The following is an 18469-nucleotide window of genomic DNA, read 5'->3' on the forward strand; positions in this document are numbered from 1 at the left end:
TGTGAAGCTATGATTAATCGAGCCTAAAGTTTTTCCGGGTATGGCCGAAAACATGGCAAGCGTCCAAATACCCCGAGGTTTTCCGTAATGGTCATCGACTTCAGTCGTCTCAACAGCGCACCGCCCTTGACCGGCAGTACGCGCAGTCAGGAAGCAGGCAGCGCCACGCAAGCGGCCCCTGCAAAAACCCCTGAGCAAACCGTCGCCAGCGCTCCGAGCGGGGAATCTGTACACCTCAGCCAAGAGGCTCAGCAGTTGCAGAAAATCAGCGACTCGTTGCGTGACCAACCCGCGGTCGACAAAAACCGTGTGGCCGAGCTCAAACAGGCCATTGCCGATGGCAGCTACAAAGTCGACAGCAACCGGGTCGCCGGCAAACTGCTTAACATGGAAGCCCAGCGCTAGGCCCCACGGCCGGTGCAGGCTTATGGACGCTTAACTCCCAGAGCCGACTATGCACGACGAAAATTTACTGCAACTGATCAATGATGACCTCGCCCCCGCCGAGCAACTGCTCGGCCTGTTGCAGGACGAGTCCATCGCCCTTAAAGGCCGCGACATGCAAGTGCTGGAGAACATCCTGGCACGCAAGCATTCGTTGATCATTCTGCTTGAGCAACATGGCCGCAAACGCAGCGAGATTCTGGCAGGCCTCGGCCTGACCACCAACCGCAGCGGCCTAGAAAGCCTTGCCAGCCATTCAAGCGTGGGCGCTCAGCTGCTCAGCCAAAGCGATGTGCTGAACCAGTTGCTGGCCCGGTGCCAGGCCGCCAACCTGCTCAACGGCCAATCGATCCAGACCCAACAGTCGATCACGGCCAACCAGCTGCGTATTCTTCACGGCGGCGAAGCCCCGTCGCTGTATGACGCACGCGGTACCACCTCGATGCTCAACAGGCACCGCGCTTACAGCCAGGCCTGACCCTGAGAGATCACACTGTCTAGCGATACACACAACATGATGGCAGAATGCCTCTTTTGCGTGTTGCAGTATTTTGTCCGGAGATTGATCAAACGTGTTCGACGCCCCAGATGCTCCGCAGCCGCCAAAGGTACTTACCACGCCAATGGAAATTGCCTCCAACTTGCGGATGCTGCAAGAGAGCCATGACCCGCTGATCATCACTTTCCAGGACCGCACCCAGCGCTTCCAGAGCTATGTGGTTGATGTGAACCGTGAGAACAACACCCTGGCCCTGGACGAAATGATCCCCCGTGGAGGTGAGCGTTTTCTGGAGGCCGGAATACCGTTTCGGGTTGAGGGTTTCCACGAAGGCGTGCGCATCGCCTGGGAATGCACCACGCAATTGAGCATCGACGACACCCATGACCATCGCTGCTATCGCGGCGCGTTACCCCGCGAAGTGGTTTATCACCAGCGCCGGAGCGCGTTTCGCGCGGCCCTGAAACTGTCGCATCTGATTGATGTGCAAGTGGCCGGAGAAAAGCTCAAGACGCCGGTCAAGGGCAAGTTGCTGGACGTGTCCGCCACTGGCTGCAAGTTGCGTTTTGAAGGGGATATCGGCGAAAACCTGCAACTGGGCCAGGTGTATGAGCGCTTCAGCGCCGCCCTGCCCTTCGGCCAGATGACCACCCCCGTCGAATTGCGTTATCTGCATTTTGAAGAGCGCCTCAACATCACCTTCGCCGGTCTGCGCTTTCACAACATCAGCGGTAGCGTGCAGCGCCAGGTCGAACGCTTTGTGTATCAACTGCAGCGCGAGGCGCGCCAGTTCGACAAGGACGACGATTACTGAAAGTCAAAAGTCCCTTCTCCCGGGGGGAGAAGGGACTAAAAGTAAAAGCATCTCCCTCAGGGCGCGGGCTGGGGTGGGTCTTGCGGCTCGGTTTCAGGCGCAGGTTCAATGTTATCCACCATCTGATCCTGCACCACCTGCTCATCCACCCTTGGGTCAAGGGCGGCCACCAGCGGTGAGCTGGACATGCTGTCAGGCATGGCCACGTGATGCAGCGGCGCATCGTCGACCTGGTGCAGATTGGTCACCGCATTCGGGCGAATCCGCCAGACCAGGATCAAACCGGCCACGCTGAAAAACGCGTAGAGCATCTGGCTCCCGAAGAATTTCATCAACACCCCGGTCACTAGCGGCCCGATGCTGGCGCCAATGCCATAGGTCACCAGCAACATGGCGGTCAGCGACACCCGGCGCTCACCCTCGATATGGTCATTGGCAAACGCCACGGCCAGCGGGTAGATGCAAAATTGAACCAGCGCGCTGAGGCAGCCTGCGGCAAACAGCACCTCCATCGGTACCGAGGGCAAGATCGCCAGCGGCAAGGAAACCACCGCCAGAATAAAGGCGAAGATCCTGATCAGTAGCGGCCGATCATAACGGTCGGACAACCAGCCCAGCGGCCATTGCGCCACCAGACCGGCAAAAATACAGCTACCCATGTACAGACCGACCAGTTCGGTCGACAGGCCTTGTTGCGACGCATAGAGCGGCGCCAGACCGTAGAACGAACCCACCAGCAAGCCCGCCCCCATCACCGCGATCAACGACTGCGGCACCCGCTTGATGAAGAATTTGGGGTCCATCGGCGCGGGATGAAGGGGCGCCGGGTGAATACGCCGGGTCATGGCCACGGGGACCAGGCACAGGGCAAAACACAACGCCACGACCATCAGCAACTCGAGCCCCAGGGCGGGATGGATCGCCAGGATCAATTGCCCGAGCACCAGCCCCAAGTAGGACGCAATCATGTACAGGCTGAACACCACGCCACGCTGCTTGGCATCCGCCTGCTCGTTGAGCCAGCTTTCGATGACCATGTACTGGCACATCATGCCCAGGCCGACAATCACCCGCAGCAGCAGCCACATGGGCAGCCAGTCGGTCAGGCCGTGACACAGCACCGCCGCACCGACGATGCCCGCACAGGTAGCGTACGCACGGATATGCCCGACCCGGGCAATCAGCCGGTGGCCGATCTTGCCGCCCAGCACCAGGCCAAAGTAGTTGGCCGCCATCAAGGCGCCGATCCACAAGCCGTCGACATTGTCGGCCGCCAGGCGCAGCGCCAGATAAGTACTCAAGAGGCCGGAGCCGATCAACATCATCAGCGAGGCAAAGTACAACGCTCGAAAAGACTTCCAGATTTGGTGCATTGGCTTCCCGTGCGGCTCCTTGTGTCTGCAACCGGGAATAGGCCCGGCACCACAGATTTATACAGTTAAGCCTGAGACGCCAATACACGACGCTCCCAGGGAGTGATTTCATCAAGAAAACTGGTCAGCTCCAGGGTCTTGGACGCAACGTAACCTTCGATGAACTCCTTGCCGAACAGTTCAATCGCCAACTGACTGTGCTTGAGACGCTCAAGGGCGGCATGCAAGGTACAAGGCAATGACAATGCCTTGGGCACTTCAAACTCGCCCTGGATGGCGGCAGTCGGTTCCAGCTCATGCTCGATACCATGCAACCCGGCTGCAAGGCTGGCGGCAATCGCCAGATACGGGTTGGCGTCAGCCCCCGGCAAGCGGTTTTCGACCCGTCGCGCCACCGGCGAACTGGCCGGAATCCGCAGGCCGGCGGCACGGTTGTCATGGGACCAGCACGCATTGTTAGGCGACGCGTACGGGTGGCACAGCCGCTGGTAGGAGTTGACGTTCGGCGCAAACAGCGCGGTGAAGTCAGCCATGCCTGCCTGCTGCCCGCCGATAAAGTGGCGAAAAATTGCCGTCGGCTGCCCCGCCTCATCGCTGAACACGTTACGCCCGCTGCCCAGCTCGACCACGCTCTGGTGAATATGCATCGAGCTGCCAGCAGTGTGCGCCAACGGCTTGGCCATGCACACCACAGTCAGTCCATGTTTGAGGGCGACTTCCTTGAGCAGATGCTTAAACAAAAACGTCTGGTCGGCGAGCAGCAGCGGATCACCGTGCAGCAGGTTGATCTCGAACTGGCTGACGCCCATCTCGTGCATAAAGGTGTCGCGTGGCAGGCCCAGCGCGGCCATGCACTCGTAGACTTCACTGAAGAACGGCCGCAGACCGTTATTGGAACTGATACTGAACGCCGAAAAACCGTCTTCACGACGACCGTCCAGGCCCACCGGCGGGCGGAATGGCTGAGTCGGGTCGGTGTTGGGCGCAAACACAAAGAACTCAAGCTCGGTGGCCACCACCGGCGCAAGGCCGCGTGCCGCATAGCGGGCGATCACGGCCTTCAACTGGCCGCGGGTCGACAGGCGCGAGCTTTCGCCGGTCAGTTCATCCGCATCGCAAATGGCCAATGCCCGGGGCTGCGGGCTCCAGGGCAGACGATGGATCTGCGCAGGGTCTGGCACCAGTGCCAGGTCGCCGTCATCGCTGCCGTAAAAACGCGCTTCAGGGTAACCGCCCATGATGCATTGCAGCAGCACGCCACGGGCCATCTGCAAGCGTCGCCCTTCGAGAAACCCCTCAGCGGTCATCACCTTGCCACGGGGCACGCCATTCAAATCGGGGGTCACGCACTCAATCTCATCAATGCCTATCAATCGCTGTACGAGTGAGCCCTGGCCATCGGTCGTCATGACGCTTTCCTTGTTGTGATGCAGGCCGCGAGCGGCAAAGTGTACAAAGTACGCATCACCTGTTCGGGATTTCAAGCGGTGTACTTCACAAAAAACCACAACCTGTAGCCGCTGAAGAGCGCCGAGAGTCTGCGACGGGCTGCGCAGCGACCGCAAAACCGAAGGTCCCGGGGCCCTTGTCGCAGTCTCGCTACGCTCCTCAGCGACTACACTGCGCCCCACCGTGTCAGGAAGACCAAAAGGAAAACCGATGAAGACGTCGCCCCCTCTGTACGCCGGTCTGCTGCTGGCCAGCATGATCAGCCCCACCGTCTTTGCCCAGACACCCGGCAGCGATGGCTACGTGCTGGATAAAGTTGTGCAAGTCAGCCGTCACGGGGTGCGCCCGCCCACCGAGTCCAACGAAAAACTGCTGACCTCCGTGACCCAGCGTCAATGGCCGACCTGGCTGGTGCCCTTGGGCAATCTGACCGGCCACGGCTACACCGGCGCCGTCGAAATGGGCCGCTACCGTGGCCAGGTGTTACGCACCGCCGGGCTGATCCCCCAGGGCTGCCCGGACGCTGAAAAGCTGCTGGTCCATGCCAGCCCCCTGCAACGCACCAAAGCCACTGCCCAGGCCTTGCTCGACGGCATGTTCCCGGGCTGTGGCTTGCAGCCGACCTATGTCGCCGGCAAGCAGGACGCCCTGTTCCAGGCCAATGAAATGCCCTTTGCCGCCCTGGACCCGGTAAAAGCCAAGGCCCAGATTCTCAAGGCCCTGGGCGGCAGCGTCGAAGCTGCACAGGCGCGCTACGCACCCTATGAAGAAAGACTGCGGGAGGTCGCCTGCCTGCCCGCCGCCGATTGCCCGTATGGCAAACAGGAGTGGAAACTGGAGCAAAACGCCAAGGGCCGCTTCTCCATCAAGGGCCTGAGCGCAGGCGCCAATATGGGTGAGGTGTTCCGTCTGGAATACAGCCAGGGGTTGCCACTCGATAAAGTCGCGTTCGGCCACGCCCGCACCGCCAGCCAGGTATCGAGCCTGATGCTGCTGACCAAGGCCAAATACGATTTCCTCAACGACATCCCCTATATCGCCAGCCGTGGCGCCTCCGAATTGATGAACCAGATCTCGCTGGAACTCAAGCAAGGCACTTCACTGGCCAGCACCACGGCCGAAAACACACCGCCCGATGTGCCGTTAATGCTGCTGGTGGCCCACGACACCAACATTTCTTACCTGCGCACCATGCTCGGTTTCGGCTGGAAACTGGGGGACTATCTGGAAAACAACATCCCGCCAGTCGGGACGTTGCAGTTTGAGCGCTACAAGGAAGTCAAAACCGGCGATTACTTTTTGCGCATCGCCTTTGAAGCGCAGTCGATGGACCAGATCCGCAACCTGACCCCACTGGACGACACACAAAAACCGCTCAAGGGTGATTTCGAAAGCGCCAAGAACTGCCGTAAAACCAGCGTAGGTCTGCTCTGCCCGCTCAAGGAAGCGATGGTCAAAGTCGATCAGAATATCGACCCGACGGCGCTGACGCCTTACACCTTCCAGTAACCCGCCCACCCCTGAAGGAGCTGGCCTGCCAGCTCCTGCGTGAGATACATTGAAACGGCTGGTAACCAAAACAACAGCCCGTCATCTCACAAAGGGTGCCTCTTGAATACCAATCAAAAACTGCGAACGTTCGACCTGATTCTCGATGCCGTCTTGCCCGAGTACCGCGACCGGGTAGCCGACTACCTGCCCCTCTATGCCGATGTGCTGCACGACGGGCAACAACCGCTGGCCACACAGCACGCCACCGCGCAACAGCTGCGCGGCTACCTGCGCGGGCTGAACACCACCCGCGTGCTGGGCATGGCGGACCTGGAAGAGCTGGACCGGCGCATTACCGAATCGTGGCTGTAATCGCCGCTGCTTACTGGGCGCTGCGGCTGAAAATACGGATCACTTCATCCAGATGCTCGGCCATCGCCTGACGCGCAGCGTCGGGGTCGTGTTGCTCCAGCGCGTGCAGCACACGCCGGTGTTCGTCTTCCGAGCGATGGGGCATGTCGCCCGAGCCGTAATGGCTTTGCAGGCGCTGGAACATGCTGCCGTAACGATGGCCCAACAGATGCTGAATCATCAGCGCGTAGGCCGGATTGTCCGAGGCCTGGGCGATGCGGATATGGAACAGACGGTCACCGGGATGAGTGTGTGAGTCGTCGCGGTTGTCCTGCACGTTACGCTCGAACGCTTCGCGGATGCCCGCCAGTTCTTCGTCGCTGGCATTCACTGCCGCCAACGCTGCGGCCTCGGGCTCGATGAGGCGCCGGGCCTGGAGTAACGCGAACGGCGGGATTTCAGCGCTGAAATCCACCTCGATCCCCAGCTCCGGGTCCAGCTCTTTCCACTGATTGCGCGTGACCTGAGCCATCACCGGCTCATCCGACACCGCTTGCACCGGCGGCTCACAGACCAACACCCCGTTACCGACGCGCACATCCACCAAACCTATGACCTCCAGCGCAATCATCGCCTCGCGCACCGAGGCACGACTCACGCCCAGCAACTTGGCCAGTTCGCGTTCGGCGGGTAAACGGCTGCCCGGCGGGAATTCACCGCTGTCGATCAACGCGCGTAGCTGATCGGCGATCTGCCGATAAAGCCTTTGGTTATCAATAACTTGAAATGGCATTGTGAAATTGGCTCTGGTGTGGACAGCTGTCGACAAGCACGTTTGCGGAAAAAAGACGCTTGTTGATGCTTGAGGTGCATGCTACAAAAGGCCCAATGGCCTGACCATTGGACGGATAACGTAAAGCGATCATAGCAAACCTTATCCCGACACTTGCGTCGTTTTGCCATTTGCTACGCCTGCAATGGCCTGACCATTAGGCCGAAGTAAAGCAGGTCAAACAATAAAAACAATCGACAGCGTCACGGAGCACCCATGGATCTTTCCGGCAAACGCGTGCTGATCACTGCAGCCGCACAGGGCATTGGCTTGGCCAGTGTCCAGGCCTACCTCGCCGCTGGCGCAGAAGTATTCGCCGCCGACATCAATGCCGCCGCCCTCGAGACCCTCGAAGGTGCGCAAAAAATTCTTCTAGACGTCACCGACGCCGCTGCCATTGAGCGCCTGGCCAATGAACTTGGCCCGCTCGATGTGTTGTTTAACTGCGCCGGCGTGGTGCACAGCGGCAACATCCTGGAGTGCAGCGAACAGGATTTCAGCTTCGCCCTGGACCTCAACGTAACGGCCATGTACCGCATGATCCGCGCTTTCTTGCCCGCCATGCTGAGCAACGGCGGCGGTTCGATCATCAACATGGCGTCGGTGGCCTCCAGCGTCAAAGGCGTGCCCAACCGCTTTGCCTACTGCGCCAGCAAAGGCGCGGTGATTGGCCTGACCCGTTCCGTGGCGGCTGATTTCGTCAGCCAGAACATCCGCTGCAACGCCATCTGCCCCGGCACCGTCGACTCCCCTTCCCTGCGCCAGCGCATCAGCGAACAAGCCCTGCGCGAAGGCCGCAGTACGGACGAGGTGTACGCCGCCTTTGCCGCGCGCCAGCCCATGGGCCGCATCGGTACCGCCGAAGAGATCGCCCAGCTGGCGCTGTACCTGGGGTCGAGTGCCAGCGGCTTTACCACTGGCACCGCGCAAATCATTGATGGCGGCTGGAGCAACTAGCCCTCATGCCTGTGTAGCCGCTGCTGCAGGCTGCGATGGGTTTGGTGCGCCACTCGACGCAGCAGCGCTGCTTTTGAATAGAACGCGAAGGTCCTGCGGACCTTATCGCAGCCTTCGGCAGCGGCTACAAAGATCACCTGAATGACCTATTAACCAAGGAAGTCATATGAAACTGCTGCGCTACGGCGACAAAGGCCAGGAACGTCCCGCCCTGCTCGATAACAACGGTCAACTGCGCGACTTGTCCGCAGTGGTGGCTGATATCGCAGGCGAAACCTTGAGCCCGCAAGGCATTGCCCGCCTGCAAGCTATCGACCCCAGCACCCTGCCGAAGGTTGAAGGCTCGCCACGCATCGGCGCCTGTGTCGGCCAGGTGGGCAAATTTATCTGCATCGGCCTGAACTACGCCGACCACGCCGCCGAAACCGGCGCCGCGATCCCGGCAGAGCCGGTGGTGTTCAGCAAGTGGACCAGCGCCATTGTCGGCCCCGACGACACTATCGAGATCCCGCGCAACTCGCGCAAAACCGACTGGGAAGTTGAACTGGGCGTGGTCATCGGCAAGGGCGGGCGCTACATCAGCGAAAGCGATGCCCTGGAGCACGTGGCCGGTTATTGCGTGATCAACGACGTGTCCGAGCGCGAGTTCCAGCTGGAACTGGGCGGTACCTGGGACAAGGGCAAAGGCTGCGACACCTTCGGCCCCCTTGGCCCGTGGCTGGTAACCCGGGATGAAATCGCCGACCCGCACCAGCTCGACCTGTGGCTGGAAGTGGACGGCCACCGCTACCAGAACGGCAACACGCGAACGATGATTTTCCAGATCCCGAAAATCATCAGCTACCTCAGCCAGTTCATGAGCCTGCAATCGGGGGATGTGATCTCCACCGGCACCCCGCCCGGCGTCGGTCTGGGCATCAAGCCCGAACCCGTGTACCTGCGTGCCGGCCAGCATATCCGCCTGGGTATCAGCGGGCTGGGCGAACAAAACCAACGCACTGTGAATGCCGACTGACAGGGAGCTGAACCATGACCACCATTACCGCCGTGCGCGTTGAAGACATTCGCTTCCCCACCTCGCAGTCCCTCGATGGCTCGGATGCGATGAACCCGGACCCTGACTACTCCGCGGCCTACGTCATTCTCGAAACCGACACACCGGGCCTGGAAGGCCACGGTCTGACCTTCACCATCGGTCGCGGCAACGAGATTTGTTGCGCCTCGATCAAGGCCCTGGCCAGCCTGCTGGTGGGCTTGAAGCTGGAGTGGATCGCCGAAGACATGGGCCGCTTCTGGCGCCACGTGACCAGCGACAGCCAGCTGCGCTGGATCGGCCCGGACAAGGGCGCGATTCACTTGGCGACCGGCGCGGTGGTCAACGCCGCCTGGGACCTGTGGGCCAAGGCAGAAGGCAAGCCGGTGTGGCGCCTGGTGGCCGACATGAGCCCCGAAGAACTGGTGCGCTGCATTGATTTTCGCTACATCACTGACTGCATCACCCCGGCACAAGCCCTGACCCTGCTGCGCGAACGCGCCCACGGCAAGGCCGAGCGCCTGGCGCTGCTCGAAGCCGACGGCTACCCCTGCTACACCACCTCCGCCGGGTGGCTGGGCTATGCCGATGAAAAGCTGCGCCGGCTGTGCCAGGAAGCGGTCGACGCGGGCTTCTCCCACGTTAAATTGAAAGTCGGCCACGACCTGCAGGACGACATCCGCCGTGTGCGCATCGCCCGCGAAGTGCTGGGCCCGGATCGCCAGTTGATGATCGACGCCAACCAGGTCTGGGAAGTCGACGCGGCCATCGACTGGGTGCGTGAACTGTCGTTCGCCAACCCGTGGTTTATCGAAGAACCCACCAGCCCGGATGACGTCGAAGGCCATCGTAAAATCCGCCTCGGTGTTGCTCCGGTCAAAGTCGCCACAGGCGAGATGTGCCAGAACCGCATCGTGTTCAAGCAACTGATCATGCGTGAAGCCATTGATGTGGTGCAGATCGATGCCTGCCGTCTGGGCGGGGTCAATGAAGTGCTGGCCGTGATGCTGATGGCCGCCAAATACAACCTGCCGGTGTGCCCGCATGCGGGTGGCGTAGGCTTGTGCGAGTACGTGCAGCACCTGTCGATGATCGACTATCTGTGCATCGCCGGGACTCACGAAGGCCGGGTGGTGGAGTTTGTCGACCACCTGCACGAGCACTTTGAAGACCCGTGCGTGATTCGCAATGCGGCCTACATGCCACCGCAGGCACCGGGGTTCTCGATCCAGATGAAAGCCGCCTCCCGCGAACAATACCGGTATCGGGGCTGAATGCCATGTCGCCCTCAATGCGGCTGGATGCACACCAGCACTTCTGGCGCTACGACCCCGCGAGCTATCCCTGGATAGCTCGCAACATGGACGGTTTGCGCCGGGACTTTCAGCCTGATGATCTGCGGCCGTTGCTGGATGCGGCCGGGCTGGACGGCTGCATTGCCGTGCAGGCCCGCGCCTGTGAAAGCGAAACCGATCAGCTGCTGCAACTGGCTGAACGCTACCCGTGGATTCGTGCCGTGGTGGGCTGGGTTGACCTGTGTTCTGCCGACCTTGAACAGTCGCTGGAGCGCTGGGCGCAAGCGCCGGTATTGCGTGGTTTTCGGCATCAACTGCAAGACGAAAACTCACCTGCCGCGTTTATGCAAAACCCCGCATTCAACCGGGGGCTAACCACCTTGCAGCGCCGGGGGCTGGTCTATGAAGTGCTGATCAAAGCCCCGGATCTGGGGGCGGCAACGGCATTGTGCCAACAACACGATCAGCATCATCTGGTGCTCGATCACCTGGGCAAACCCGATGTACAGGCCAACGATTTAAAGGCCTGGGCCAAACTGCTCGCGCCGTTGGCCGCCCTGCCCCATGTCAGTTGCAAACTGTCAGGGCTGATGACCGAGGCCCATTGGCAAAACTGGAGCCGTGCGCAACTGACGCCTTATCTGCACACCGCTCTGGAGCTGTTTGGCCCTGAACGCCTGATGTTCGGCTCCGACTGGCCGGTGTGCCTGCTGGCCGGTGAATACGCCCACACCTGCGCCCTGGTCGACAGCGTGTCGCAAAGCGCGGCCATTTGGGGGGGTACGGCGTGCCGCGTCTACAACATAGAGGGAGTGATGCCATGAATCTGTATCTGCAAGACAAGGTCTTTATCGTCACCGGCGGCGGCTCGGGCATCGGGGCGGCCATCTCCCTGGGCTTGGCCGACGAAGGCGCGATCCCGGTGATCTTCGGTCACAGCCCGCTGTCGGATGAACTGGCGCGGCAGCTGGATCAGCGCGGCTCGCAAAGCCTGTTTATCCAGGTTGAACTGCGCGACGAAGACGCCTGCCGCGCCGCCGTCGCCCAGGTAGTGCAACGTTTCGGGCGCATAGACGGGCTGGTCAATAACGCCGGGGTCAACGATGGCGTCGGGCTAGAGGCCGGGCGCTCGGCCTTTGTCGAATCGCTGGAAAAGAACCTGATCCACTACTACCTGATGACCCATTTGTGCGTGGACGCGCTCAAGGCTACGCGCGGTTCCATCGTCAATATCAGCTCCAAGACCGCCCTCACCGGCCAGGGTGGCACCAGTGGCTACACCGCCGCCAAGGGTGCGCAACTGTCGCTGACCCGGGAATGGGCCACCTCATTGCTGGGCGACGGGATTCGGGTTAACGCGGTGATCCCGGCAGAAGTCATGACCCCGCTGTACGAGCGCTGGATCGACACGTTTGCCGACCCCAAGGCCAAGTTGGCGAGCATCGTCGAAAAAATCCCCTTCGGCCAACGCATGACCACGGCTGAAGAAATAGCCGACAGCGTGCTGTTCCTGTTGTCGTCGCGGGCCTCCCACACCACCGGGCAATGGCTGGTGGTGGATGGCGGCTACACCCACCTGGACCGGGCACTGACATGAGCCGCCAGTGCCTGGCCCTGGACCTGAAAGACGACCCGGCGCTGATTGCCGAATACGAGCGTTTGCATCAACAGATCTGGCCGCAGATCAGCGCACACCTGCGCGGGCACGGCGTGCTCGACATGCAGATCTGGCGCCTGGGTACGCGGCTGTTCATGGTCATGGACACCGGCCCCGGTTTCAGCGCCGAGGCCTTTGAGCGGGCCAGCGCCAGCGACCCCAAGGTGCAGGAATGGGAAACGCTGATGTGGCGTTTTCAGCAGCCCACGCCCTGGACCCATCCCGGCGAAAAATGGGCGTCGATGAGCCAGATATTCAGCCTGTTGCCGTAACCCTGTGGGAGCGAGCCTGCTCGCGAAGCAGGCTTTGATGCCTTCGCGAGCAGGCTCGCCCCCACAAATCGATCCAGATCCACGCAAGTCGCCAACAACAATAAAAAGGAGATGCGTCATGTCACTCAAGCACTCGAACGTCGCAGAGCCGTCCTTCACCCGGGCGGTTACGTCCTATCGCTGGGCACTGATTCTGGTGACCTGTCTGTTCTTTCTGTGGGGCCTGTCCTATGGCTTGCTTGATGTGCTGAACAAGCACTTTCAAGAAACCCTGCACGTCAGCAAAGCACAGTCGGGCTTGCTGCAAAGTGCGTACTTCGGCGCGTACTTTCTGATCGCCCTGCCCGCCGGTTTCCTGATGGACAAGTACGGCTACAAGGCCGGCATTTTGCTCGGTCTGTGCCTCTACGCCACCGGCGCCCTGCTGTTCATGCCCGCAGCCGCTGCACAGAGTTTTCAGTTCTTTCTGTTCGCCCTGTTTGTGATCGCCTGCGGTCTGGGCTGCCTCGAAACCGCCGCCAACCCCTATGCCACGGTATTGGGCACGCCCGAAGGGGCTGAACGACGCTTGAACCTGGCCCAGTCGTTCAACGGCCTGGGGCAGTTTTTTGGCCCATTGATTGGCGGCGCACTGTTCTTCAGCGGTGCCAACAGCACCGACACCACCCAGTCCCTGCAAATGACCTACCTGGTGATTGCCGCGCTGGTGCTGCTGGTAGCGATTCTGATCGCCCGTACCCCGTTGCCCGACCTGCGCGAGCAAGAAGTTCAAGCCCAGCAGCACAACCACAAAACCCTGTGGCAACACCGCGAGTTCGTCACCGGGGTCATCACCCAGTTCTTCTATGTGGGCGCACAGGTGGGTGTCGGCGCGTTTTTCATCAACTACGTCACCGAGCACTGGGCGCAGATGAGCAGCCAGCAAGCGGCCTATTTGCTGTCCGTGGCGATGCTCAGCTTTATGTTTGGTCGCTTCTTCAGCACCTGGCTGATGGGCCGCGTGAATGCCCAGCGCCTGCTGCTGATTTACGCCGTGATCAACGTAGGGCTCAGCGCCGTGGTGGTGCTGGGGCTTGAAGGTGTTTCGGTGGTGGCACTGGTGGCGATGTTCTTCTTTATGTCGATCATGTTCCCGACCCTGTTTGCCATGGGCGTGAAAAACCTCGGCCCGCATACCAAGCGCGGCAGCTCGTTCATGATCATGGCCATTGTCGGCGGCGCACTGCTGCCCTACGTGATGGGCCTGGTGGCCGACCACTCCTCCACCGCCGTGGCGTACCTGTTGCCGATGGGCTGCTTTGTGATCGTGGCGGGCTATGCCCGTGCTGCCTTGAAAAACCGTTAATCGCTGTACCGATGTCGTTGTACTCCACAAAAAAAACAATGGGAGCACCTCATGTCCAACCCCGCTTTGAAACAGGCGCTGAGCAAAATCCGCTGGCGTATCTTGCCCTTTGTCGCGCTGATGTTCGCGATGGCGATCATCGACCGTTCCAACATTGGTTTTGCCAAGCATGCCTTCCAGGCGGACACCGGCCTGAGCAACGCGGCGTTTGCGTTGGGCGCCGGTATTTTCTTTATCGGCTATGCGGTGTTTGAAGTCCCGAGCAACCTGATGCTGCACAAAATCGGCGCCCGTATCTGGCTGAGCCGGATCATGGTCACCTGGGGGCTGGTGTCGGCAGCGATGATGTTCGCCCACGACGAAACCAGCTTCTACATCCTGCGTTTTCTGCTGGGTGTGGCCGAAGCCGGGCTGTCGCCGGGGGTGGTGCTGTACCTGACCTACTGGTTCCCGCAGAACCAGCGCGGCTCGGCCTATGGCATTTACTACTTTGGGGTGCCGGTGTCGCTGATGGTCGGCGGGCCGGTGTCGGGCTGGCTGCTGGAAACCGCCCAGTTTGGCCTTGCCGGCTGGCAATGGATGTTTGTGACTGAAGGTCTGGCGGCGTCGATCATCGGCGTATTCGCGTTCTTTTACCTGACCGACAAGCCCCGGAATGCCAAGTGGCTGAGCACCGAAGAAAAGGCCGCTATCGAGCACGAACTGGAAAAGGAGCAACTGCTCAAGGCCAACAAAGGCCCGTCATCGTGGCGCGCGGCGCTGATCAACCCGAAGGTGCTGTACTTCACCCTGATCTACTTCACGATTCAGGTCAGCGTGTATGGCGTATTGTTCTACCTGCCGACGCGGATTGCCGAACTGCTGGGCACCGGTATTGGTTTGAAGGTGGGCTTGCTGACATCGATCCCGTGGATTGCCACTGTGATCATGCTATACGCCGTGACCCGCTACGCCGACCGCAAGGGCCAGCAAACCCGCTTCGCCGCGCTGATGCTGGCACTGGCGGCGGTGGGCATGGTCGGCTCGACCTTGAGCGGCAGCTTGCCGCTGGTGATTCTGGCGTTTTGCGTCGCGGCGGCCGGGTTTATCACCGTGCAACCCTTGTTCTGGACCTTGCCTACGCGCTTCCTGGGGGGTGCGGCAGCGGCCAGCGGGATCGCCGTGATCGGCGCGCTGGGCAACCTGGGTGGGTTCCTCGCACCCACGGTCAAAACCTGGGCCGAGGGGTACTTCAATAACGCCCATGCGGGCATGTACTTCCTGGCCGCGACTGCACTGGTGGGTTCGTTGATGTTGATCCGCTCGGCGAGGGCCGGCAAGCAGGCTGATGCGGTTCAAACGGTCCAGTCCCCCGGTTAAAAGCGAGGGAACGATGAAGACGACGCGGTTTTACTGTTACACCGCGTCGCCTGCATCGTCGGCAAATCAGCGCCCAGTGACTTGTCAGGCCGCCACAGGCGCCCCATCCAGACGCGTCAGCGGTTCAGAGGGCTCTTTGAGCAGCGCAAAGTAGGCAAACGCCGAACACACCGCGACCACCGCACTGATCACAAACGCGGTGGAGAACGAACCGCTCTGCTGCACGCTGAATCCGGTGAGGATCGGTGCGATGGAGCCCGCCAGGTAGCCGCCAAAATTCTGGATCGAACCAAACGAGGCCACTCGCTCCGAGGGCACGATGGTGTTGACGATCATCCAGGCCGTGGCGCTGCTGATGTTGATAAAGAACATGGTCAGGCACAGCAGGATCACGCACGCCACGACGTTGGTGGTGAAAGCCACGATCAAGGTAAACAGCGCCCCGCCCAGCAGGCCCAGAATCACCATCAGTTTGCGACTGGCCAGAACCCGCATGCCCCGTGCCACCAGCCGGTCGCAGCATTTACCGGCAACGATGGTGCCAAGTGCGCCGAACAGATAAGCCAGCGATACCACCCAGGCCGTGCGGTACAGGTCCAGACCGTGCTCGCGCTCGAAGTAACCGGGCAGCCAGGTAAGGTTGAGCCAGATCATGTAGATCACGCCCATAAACCCGAGAAACGCACCCCAGGTGTTACGGTCCTTGAACAGTGAGGTCCAGCGCACTTTCGGCGCCTTTTGTTGCTGCACGGCCACCGGCTCTGCCCGACCCGTTTCAGCCATGTACTCGGCCTTGCTTTTGTAGAACTTGAACCAGCACACCGCCAGCAACAGGCCCATGATGCCCGTCAGGATAAACATCCCGCGCCAGCCCAGATGCACCATGAACACGGTCAGCAACGGCGGTGCCAGGCACGGGCCAATGCAGGTCGAGGACCAGACCCAACCGGTGGCAGTGCCCCGCTCCTGGGTGTCAAACCACTCGGACAATGCCTTGGCCGCCGATGGAAATACCGGCGCCTCGCCAATGCCCAGCAACACCCTCAGCCCGACCAGATGGCCGTAGCTGCTGAACAGCCCGAACGCCGCCTGCGCCACCGACCACACCACCAACGAACCGCCCAGCGCCAGCTTGCTGCCCAGCTTGTCGATCAAGGCACCGAGGGGGAGTTGCGAGAAGGCGTAGGCAACGGAAAAGGCCGAGAGCATCACACCCATTTGCATCGGGCTGATGGCCAGGTCTTTCTGGATCGTCGTATTGGCAATGGATAAGGCGCTGCGGTCGAGGTAGTTGACCACGCCAATCAGGAACAGGAAGAAAATCGTCAGCGTCTTGTAGCTTTTTATTGTTCTCATACGCGCCTCTCATGAGCGGTTGCGCCCCTACCCGACAGGTGGGGCGACGCTCACTCTAGTAGGCGCTTTGCGCGCTGCCCAATCACAAGATTGGATCAGTTAATAACTGCGGGTTATCAAGGCGTCTGGCGAGCGCCGCGCAGCGCATCGGGGCCGCTCAGTAGCGCATCGATAAAGGCTTTTGCAGACCACTGCGGGACTTCATTGCGCCGGGTGATGACGCCGTAATCCGCCAGTACCAGCGGAAACGGCAACGCCAGCCGGGTCAAGCGCCCGGCCTGGATTTCCGGCTCGACCATCGACTCAGCCAGCATCGCCACCGCCGGTGTGGTTTGCAGCAGTTGCATGGTGGTTTGCAGGGACACGGTTTCTACGGTGTTTTCCGGGGTCTGCATGCCCGCCTCCACAAAGGCTTTTTCCACCCGCGCCCGCATCGGGGTGCCCGTGGGGTAAATCACCCACGGCCAACTGCCCAGATCGGCCAGCGGTACTTCACTGGCACCGGCCAGCGGGTGCTGGCTGCCCGTGACCAGGCACAGCGGCTCCGGCGCCAGCGCCTGGAAATCAAAAAGCTCACGGTGACGGTCGAGGGTGAATCGCGCGACCACCAGGTCCAGCTCCTTGTGTTCGAGCAGGGTCAGCATATTGGCGCTGGTGCCTTCCAGCACTTGCACGGTGAGCAATGGCCAGTCCTGCTTGACCCGCACAATGGCGGCGGGCACTGCCATGGCCGTCGCCGCATAGATGGTGCCGACCTTCAGCAAGCCGTGACCGCCCTGGCGCAGATGGTTGATCTGCCCCACAAATTGCTGGGTGTCATTCAATGCAATCTGGGCAAACCGGGCCACATGGCTGCCCAGATCGGTGAGGGTCATGCTGCGCGGCAATCTGGCAAAGACCTCAAAGCCCAATTGGTGCTCGATCTCACGCAGCATCTTGCTCACCGCCGGCTGGCTGATGCTCATTTCCTGCGCGGTGGCATGCATGTTTTGGGTACGCGCCAGGGTGCCTATCAGCACCAAATGGCGAAAGCGCAGCCAGTTACACAGTTGATTAAATCCGACATCCGCCATCCGATAACCTCCGGTTATTGAGGCTTGAGAATATCTCATTGGCGATTATCGCAGGGCAACATTAGTGTGCAGTGGTTGCGCCAAATAATAACAATGGAAGCCTCCCATGAACCTCGCCAACAAACGCGTTTTGATCACCGCTGCGGCACAGGGTATCGGCCGGGCATCGGTACTGGCGTTCCGCGATGCGGGCGCCCGGGTCTTCGCGACCGACCTGCATATCGAAGCGCTGCAGGACATCCCCGGCATCACCACCTTGCAGCTTGACGTGACCCGGCCTGCGGCCATCGCAGCGATCAGCCAGAAGATCGGCACGGTAGACGTGCTGTTCAACTGCGCAGGCTACGTGCACAGCGGCGCGCTGCTGGAGTGTGACGAACAGGCGTGGCAGTTCTCCTTCGACCTCAATGTAACGGCCATGTACCGCATGATCCGCGCATTCCTGCCGGGCATGCTGGCAGCGGGCGGTGGCAGCATTATCAATATGGCGTCGGTGGCTTCCAGCGTTAAAGGCGTGCCCAACCGTTTTGCCTACACCGCCAGCAAGGCTGCCGTGATTGGCCTGACCAAATCGGTGGCCACCGACTACGTGCGCCAGGGTATTCGCTGCAATGCCATTTGCCCTGGCACGGTGGATTCGCCTTCCTTGCGCCAACGGATTGCCGAGCAGGCCCGCGAACAGGGCCGCACGGAATCCGAGGTGTACCAGGCCTTTGTCGACCGCCAGCCCATGGGCCGCATCGGCACCGCTGAAGAAATCGCCCGATTGGCCCTGTACCTGGCGAGCGACGCCAGCAGCTACACCACCGGCACCACCCAAGTGATTGATGGCGGGATGAGTAACTGAAACCTGACTGTGGGAGCGAGCC

Annotated in this window: 19 protein-coding genes; 14 read left to right on the forward strand and 5 right to left on the reverse strand. The window is 60.8% G+C overall.

The genetic code is table 11. The features are described from left to right. The first annotated feature begins 87 nt into the window (after nucleotides 1-87). The 3 genes from flgM (at nucleotide 88) to BLW11_RS21420 (ending at nucleotide 1757) form a co-directional block, all read left to right on the forward strand. Entirely contained in the window at nucleotides 88-405 is a 318-nt protein-coding gene (gene flgM / locus BLW11_RS21410) for a flagellar biosynthesis anti-sigma factor FlgM (protein ID WP_048359738.1), read from the forward strand. Between the two features lie 49 nt (nucleotides 406-454). Continuing rightward, the gene (locus BLW11_RS21415; RefSeq protein ID WP_048359739.1) at nucleotides 455-922 is read left to right on the forward strand and encodes a flagella synthesis protein FlgN; all 468 of its coding nucleotides are present in this window, start codon (nucleotides 455-457) and stop codon (nucleotides 920-922) included. Nucleotides 923-1016: 94 nt separating this feature from the next. After that, the gene (locus BLW11_RS21420; RefSeq protein ID WP_074836893.1) at nucleotides 1017-1757 is read left to right on the forward strand and encodes a flagellar brake protein; all 741 of its coding nucleotides are present in this window, start codon (nucleotides 1017-1019) and stop codon (nucleotides 1755-1757) included. Nucleotides 1758-1813: 56 nt separating this feature from the next. Here the strand turns inward: BLW11_RS21420 and BLW11_RS21425 are convergent, their stop codons facing one another. Together BLW11_RS21425 and BLW11_RS21430 are read right to left on the reverse strand one after the other, a co-directional pair. Continuing rightward, nucleotides 1814-3130 (reverse strand): MFS transporter, encoded by a 1317-nt coding sequence (locus BLW11_RS21425; RefSeq protein WP_048359741.1) that lies wholly within the window; start codon nucleotides 3128-3130, stop codon nucleotides 1814-1816. A 65-nt stretch (nucleotides 3131-3195) separates the two neighbouring features. Continuing rightward, the gene (locus BLW11_RS21430; protein ID WP_162200693.1) at nucleotides 3196-4437 is read right to left on the reverse strand and encodes a glutamine synthetase family protein; all 1242 of its coding nucleotides are present in this window, start codon (nucleotides 4435-4437) and stop codon (nucleotides 3196-3198) included. Nucleotides 4438-4789: 352 nt separating this feature from the next. Between BLW11_RS21430 and BLW11_RS21435 the strand changes: the two genes are divergently transcribed. Then, nucleotides 4790-6088, forward strand: coding sequence for a histidine-type phosphatase (locus tag BLW11_RS21435; protein ID WP_048359743.1), 1299 nt, complete (start codon nucleotides 4790-4792; stop codon nucleotides 6086-6088). A gap of 102 nt (nucleotides 6089-6190) precedes the next feature. Continuing rightward, entirely contained in the window at nucleotides 6191-6442 is a 252-nt protein-coding gene (locus BLW11_RS21440; RefSeq protein ID WP_048360181.1) for a hypothetical protein, read from the forward strand. Nucleotides 6443-6452: 10 nt separating this feature from the next. Here BLW11_RS21440 and BLW11_RS21445 read toward each other — a convergent pair whose 3' ends face one another. Then, on the reverse strand, nucleotides 6453-7214 hold the full coding sequence (locus tag BLW11_RS21445; RefSeq protein WP_048359744.1) for a FadR/GntR family transcriptional regulator: 762 nt from the start codon (nucleotides 7212-7214) through the stop codon (nucleotides 6453-6455). 255 nt (nucleotides 7215-7469) lie between these two features. Here BLW11_RS21445 and BLW11_RS21450 point away from each other — a divergent pair, with 255 nt between their 5' ends. The 8 genes from BLW11_RS21450 to BLW11_RS21485 all read left to right on the forward strand — a co-directional run bounded on the left by BLW11_RS21450 (nucleotide 7470) and on the right by BLW11_RS21485 (nucleotide 15171). Further along, nucleotides 7470-8210, forward strand: a complete 741-nt coding sequence (locus BLW11_RS21450) for an SDR family oxidoreductase (RefSeq protein ID WP_048359745.1) — start codon at nucleotides 7470-7472, stop codon at nucleotides 8208-8210. A gap of 166 nt (nucleotides 8211-8376) precedes the next feature. Further along, entirely contained in the window at nucleotides 8377-9225 is an 849-nt protein-coding gene (locus BLW11_RS21455) for a fumarylacetoacetate hydrolase family protein (protein ID WP_048359746.1), read from the forward strand. A 14-nt stretch (nucleotides 9226-9239) separates the two neighbouring features. After that, complete coding sequence (locus BLW11_RS21460; protein ID WP_048359747.1) at nucleotides 9240-10517, forward strand: L-fuconate dehydratase; 1278 nt, start codon at nucleotides 9240-9242, stop codon at nucleotides 10515-10517. A gap of 5 nt (nucleotides 10518-10522) precedes the next feature. Next, a complete protein-coding gene (locus tag BLW11_RS21465) occupies nucleotides 10523-11362 on the forward strand; it encodes an amidohydrolase family protein (RefSeq protein WP_048359748.1) in 840 nt (279 codons plus the stop codon). Next, nucleotides 11359-12135 (forward strand): L-fucose dehydrogenase, encoded by a 777-nt coding sequence (locus BLW11_RS21470; protein ID WP_048359749.1) that lies wholly within the window; start codon nucleotides 11359-11361, stop codon nucleotides 12133-12135. Before BLW11_RS21465 ends, BLW11_RS21470 begins: the two co-directional genes overlap by 4 nt. Then, a complete protein-coding gene (locus BLW11_RS21475) occupies nucleotides 12132-12467 on the forward strand; it encodes an L-rhamnose mutarotase (protein WP_048359750.1) in 336 nt (111 codons plus the stop codon). Before BLW11_RS21470 ends, BLW11_RS21475 begins: the two co-directional genes overlap by 4 nt. Before the next feature lie 118 nt (nucleotides 12468-12585). Then, nucleotides 12586-13812 carry an L-fucose:H+ symporter permease gene (fucP, locus tag BLW11_RS21480; RefSeq protein WP_048359751.1) on the forward strand — a complete coding sequence of 409 codons (1227 nt, stop codon included), beginning with the start codon at nucleotides 12586-12588 and terminating at the stop codon, nucleotides 13810-13812. Between the two features lie 51 nt (nucleotides 13813-13863). Further along, a complete protein-coding gene (locus tag BLW11_RS21485; protein ID WP_048359752.1) occupies nucleotides 13864-15171 on the forward strand; it encodes an MFS transporter in 1308 nt (435 codons plus the stop codon). A gap of 84 nt (nucleotides 15172-15255) precedes the next feature. On the opposite strand, the gene BLW11_RS21490 is transcribed toward BLW11_RS21485, so the two are convergent. Continuing rightward, nucleotides 15256-16527 carry an MFS transporter gene (locus tag BLW11_RS21490; protein WP_048359753.1) on the reverse strand — a complete coding sequence of 424 codons (1272 nt, stop codon included), beginning with the start codon at nucleotides 16525-16527 and terminating at the stop codon, nucleotides 15256-15258. A 116-nt stretch (nucleotides 16528-16643) separates the two neighbouring features. Next, a complete protein-coding gene (locus tag BLW11_RS21495) occupies nucleotides 16644-17600 on the reverse strand; it encodes a LysR family transcriptional regulator (protein ID WP_048359754.1) in 957 nt (318 codons plus the stop codon). 106 nt (nucleotides 17601-17706) lie between these two features. Between BLW11_RS21495 and BLW11_RS21500 the strand changes: the two genes are divergently transcribed. Further along, nucleotides 17707-18447 (forward strand): SDR family oxidoreductase, encoded by a 741-nt coding sequence (locus BLW11_RS21500; RefSeq protein WP_048359755.1) that lies wholly within the window; start codon nucleotides 17707-17709, stop codon nucleotides 18445-18447. Nucleotides 18448-18469 lie beyond the last annotated feature (22 nt).

The organism is Pseudomonas deceptionensis, assembly GCF_900106095.1.
GTDB lineage: Bacteria > Pseudomonadota > Gammaproteobacteria > Pseudomonadales > Pseudomonadaceae > Aquipseudomonas > Aquipseudomonas deceptionensis.

Bases quoted from the DNA above. Each gene is read 5' to 3' on its own strand.
- BLW11_RS21500 (WP_048359755.1), top strand. From the start codon at position 17,707: ATGAACCTCGCCAACAAACGCGTTTTGATCACCGCTGCGGCACAGGGT.
- BLW11_RS21455 (WP_048359746.1), top strand. From the start codon at position 8,377: ATGAAACTGCTGCGCTACGGCGACAAAGGCCAGGAACGTCCCGCCCTG.
- BLW11_RS21460 (WP_048359747.1), top strand. From the start codon at position 9,240: ATGACCACCATTACCGCCGTGCGCGTTGAAGACATTCGCTTCCCCACC.
- BLW11_RS21450 (WP_048359745.1), top strand. From the start codon at position 7,470: ATGGATCTTTCCGGCAAACGCGTGCTGATCACTGCAGCCGCACAGGGC.
- BLW11_RS21465 (WP_048359748.1), top strand. From the start codon at position 10,523: ATGTCGCCCTCAATGCGGCTGGATGCACACCAGCACTTCTGGCGCTAC.
- BLW11_RS21485 (WP_048359752.1), top strand. From the start codon at position 13,864: ATGTCCAACCCCGCTTTGAAACAGGCGCTGAGCAAAATCCGCTGGCGT.
- BLW11_RS21415 (WP_048359739.1), top strand. From the start codon at position 455: ATGCACGACGAAAATTTACTGCAACTGATCAATGATGACCTCGCCCCC.
- flgM (WP_048359738.1), top strand. From the start codon at position 88: ATGGTCATCGACTTCAGTCGTCTCAACAGCGCACCGCCCTTGACCGGC.
- BLW11_RS21495 (WP_048359754.1), bottom strand. From the start codon at position 17,600: ATGGCGGATGTCGGATTTAATCAACTGTGTAACTGGCTGCGCTTTCGC.
- BLW11_RS21425 (WP_048359741.1), bottom strand. From the start codon at position 3,130: ATGCACCAAATCTGGAAGTCTTTTCGAGCGTTGTACTTTGCCTCGCTG.
- BLW11_RS21445 (WP_048359744.1), bottom strand. From the start codon at position 7,214: ATGCCATTTCAAGTTATTGATAACCAAAGGCTTTATCGGCAGATCGCC.
- BLW11_RS21490 (WP_048359753.1), bottom strand. From the start codon at position 16,527: ATGAGAACAATAAAAAGCTACAAGACGCTGACGATTTTCTTCCTGTTC.
- BLW11_RS21475 (WP_048359750.1), top strand. From the start codon at position 12,132: ATGAGCCGCCAGTGCCTGGCCCTGGACCTGAAAGACGACCCGGCGCTG.
- fucP (WP_048359751.1), top strand. From the start codon at position 12,586: ATGTCACTCAAGCACTCGAACGTCGCAGAGCCGTCCTTCACCCGGGCG.
- BLW11_RS21470 (WP_048359749.1), top strand. From the start codon at position 11,359: ATGAATCTGTATCTGCAAGACAAGGTCTTTATCGTCACCGGCGGCGGC.
- BLW11_RS21430 (WP_162200693.1), bottom strand. From the start codon at position 4,437: ATGACCGCTGAGGGGTTTCTCGAAGGGCGACGCTTGCAGATGGCCCGT.
- BLW11_RS21435 (WP_048359743.1), top strand. From the start codon at position 4,790: ATGAAGACGTCGCCCCCTCTGTACGCCGGTCTGCTGCTGGCCAGCATG.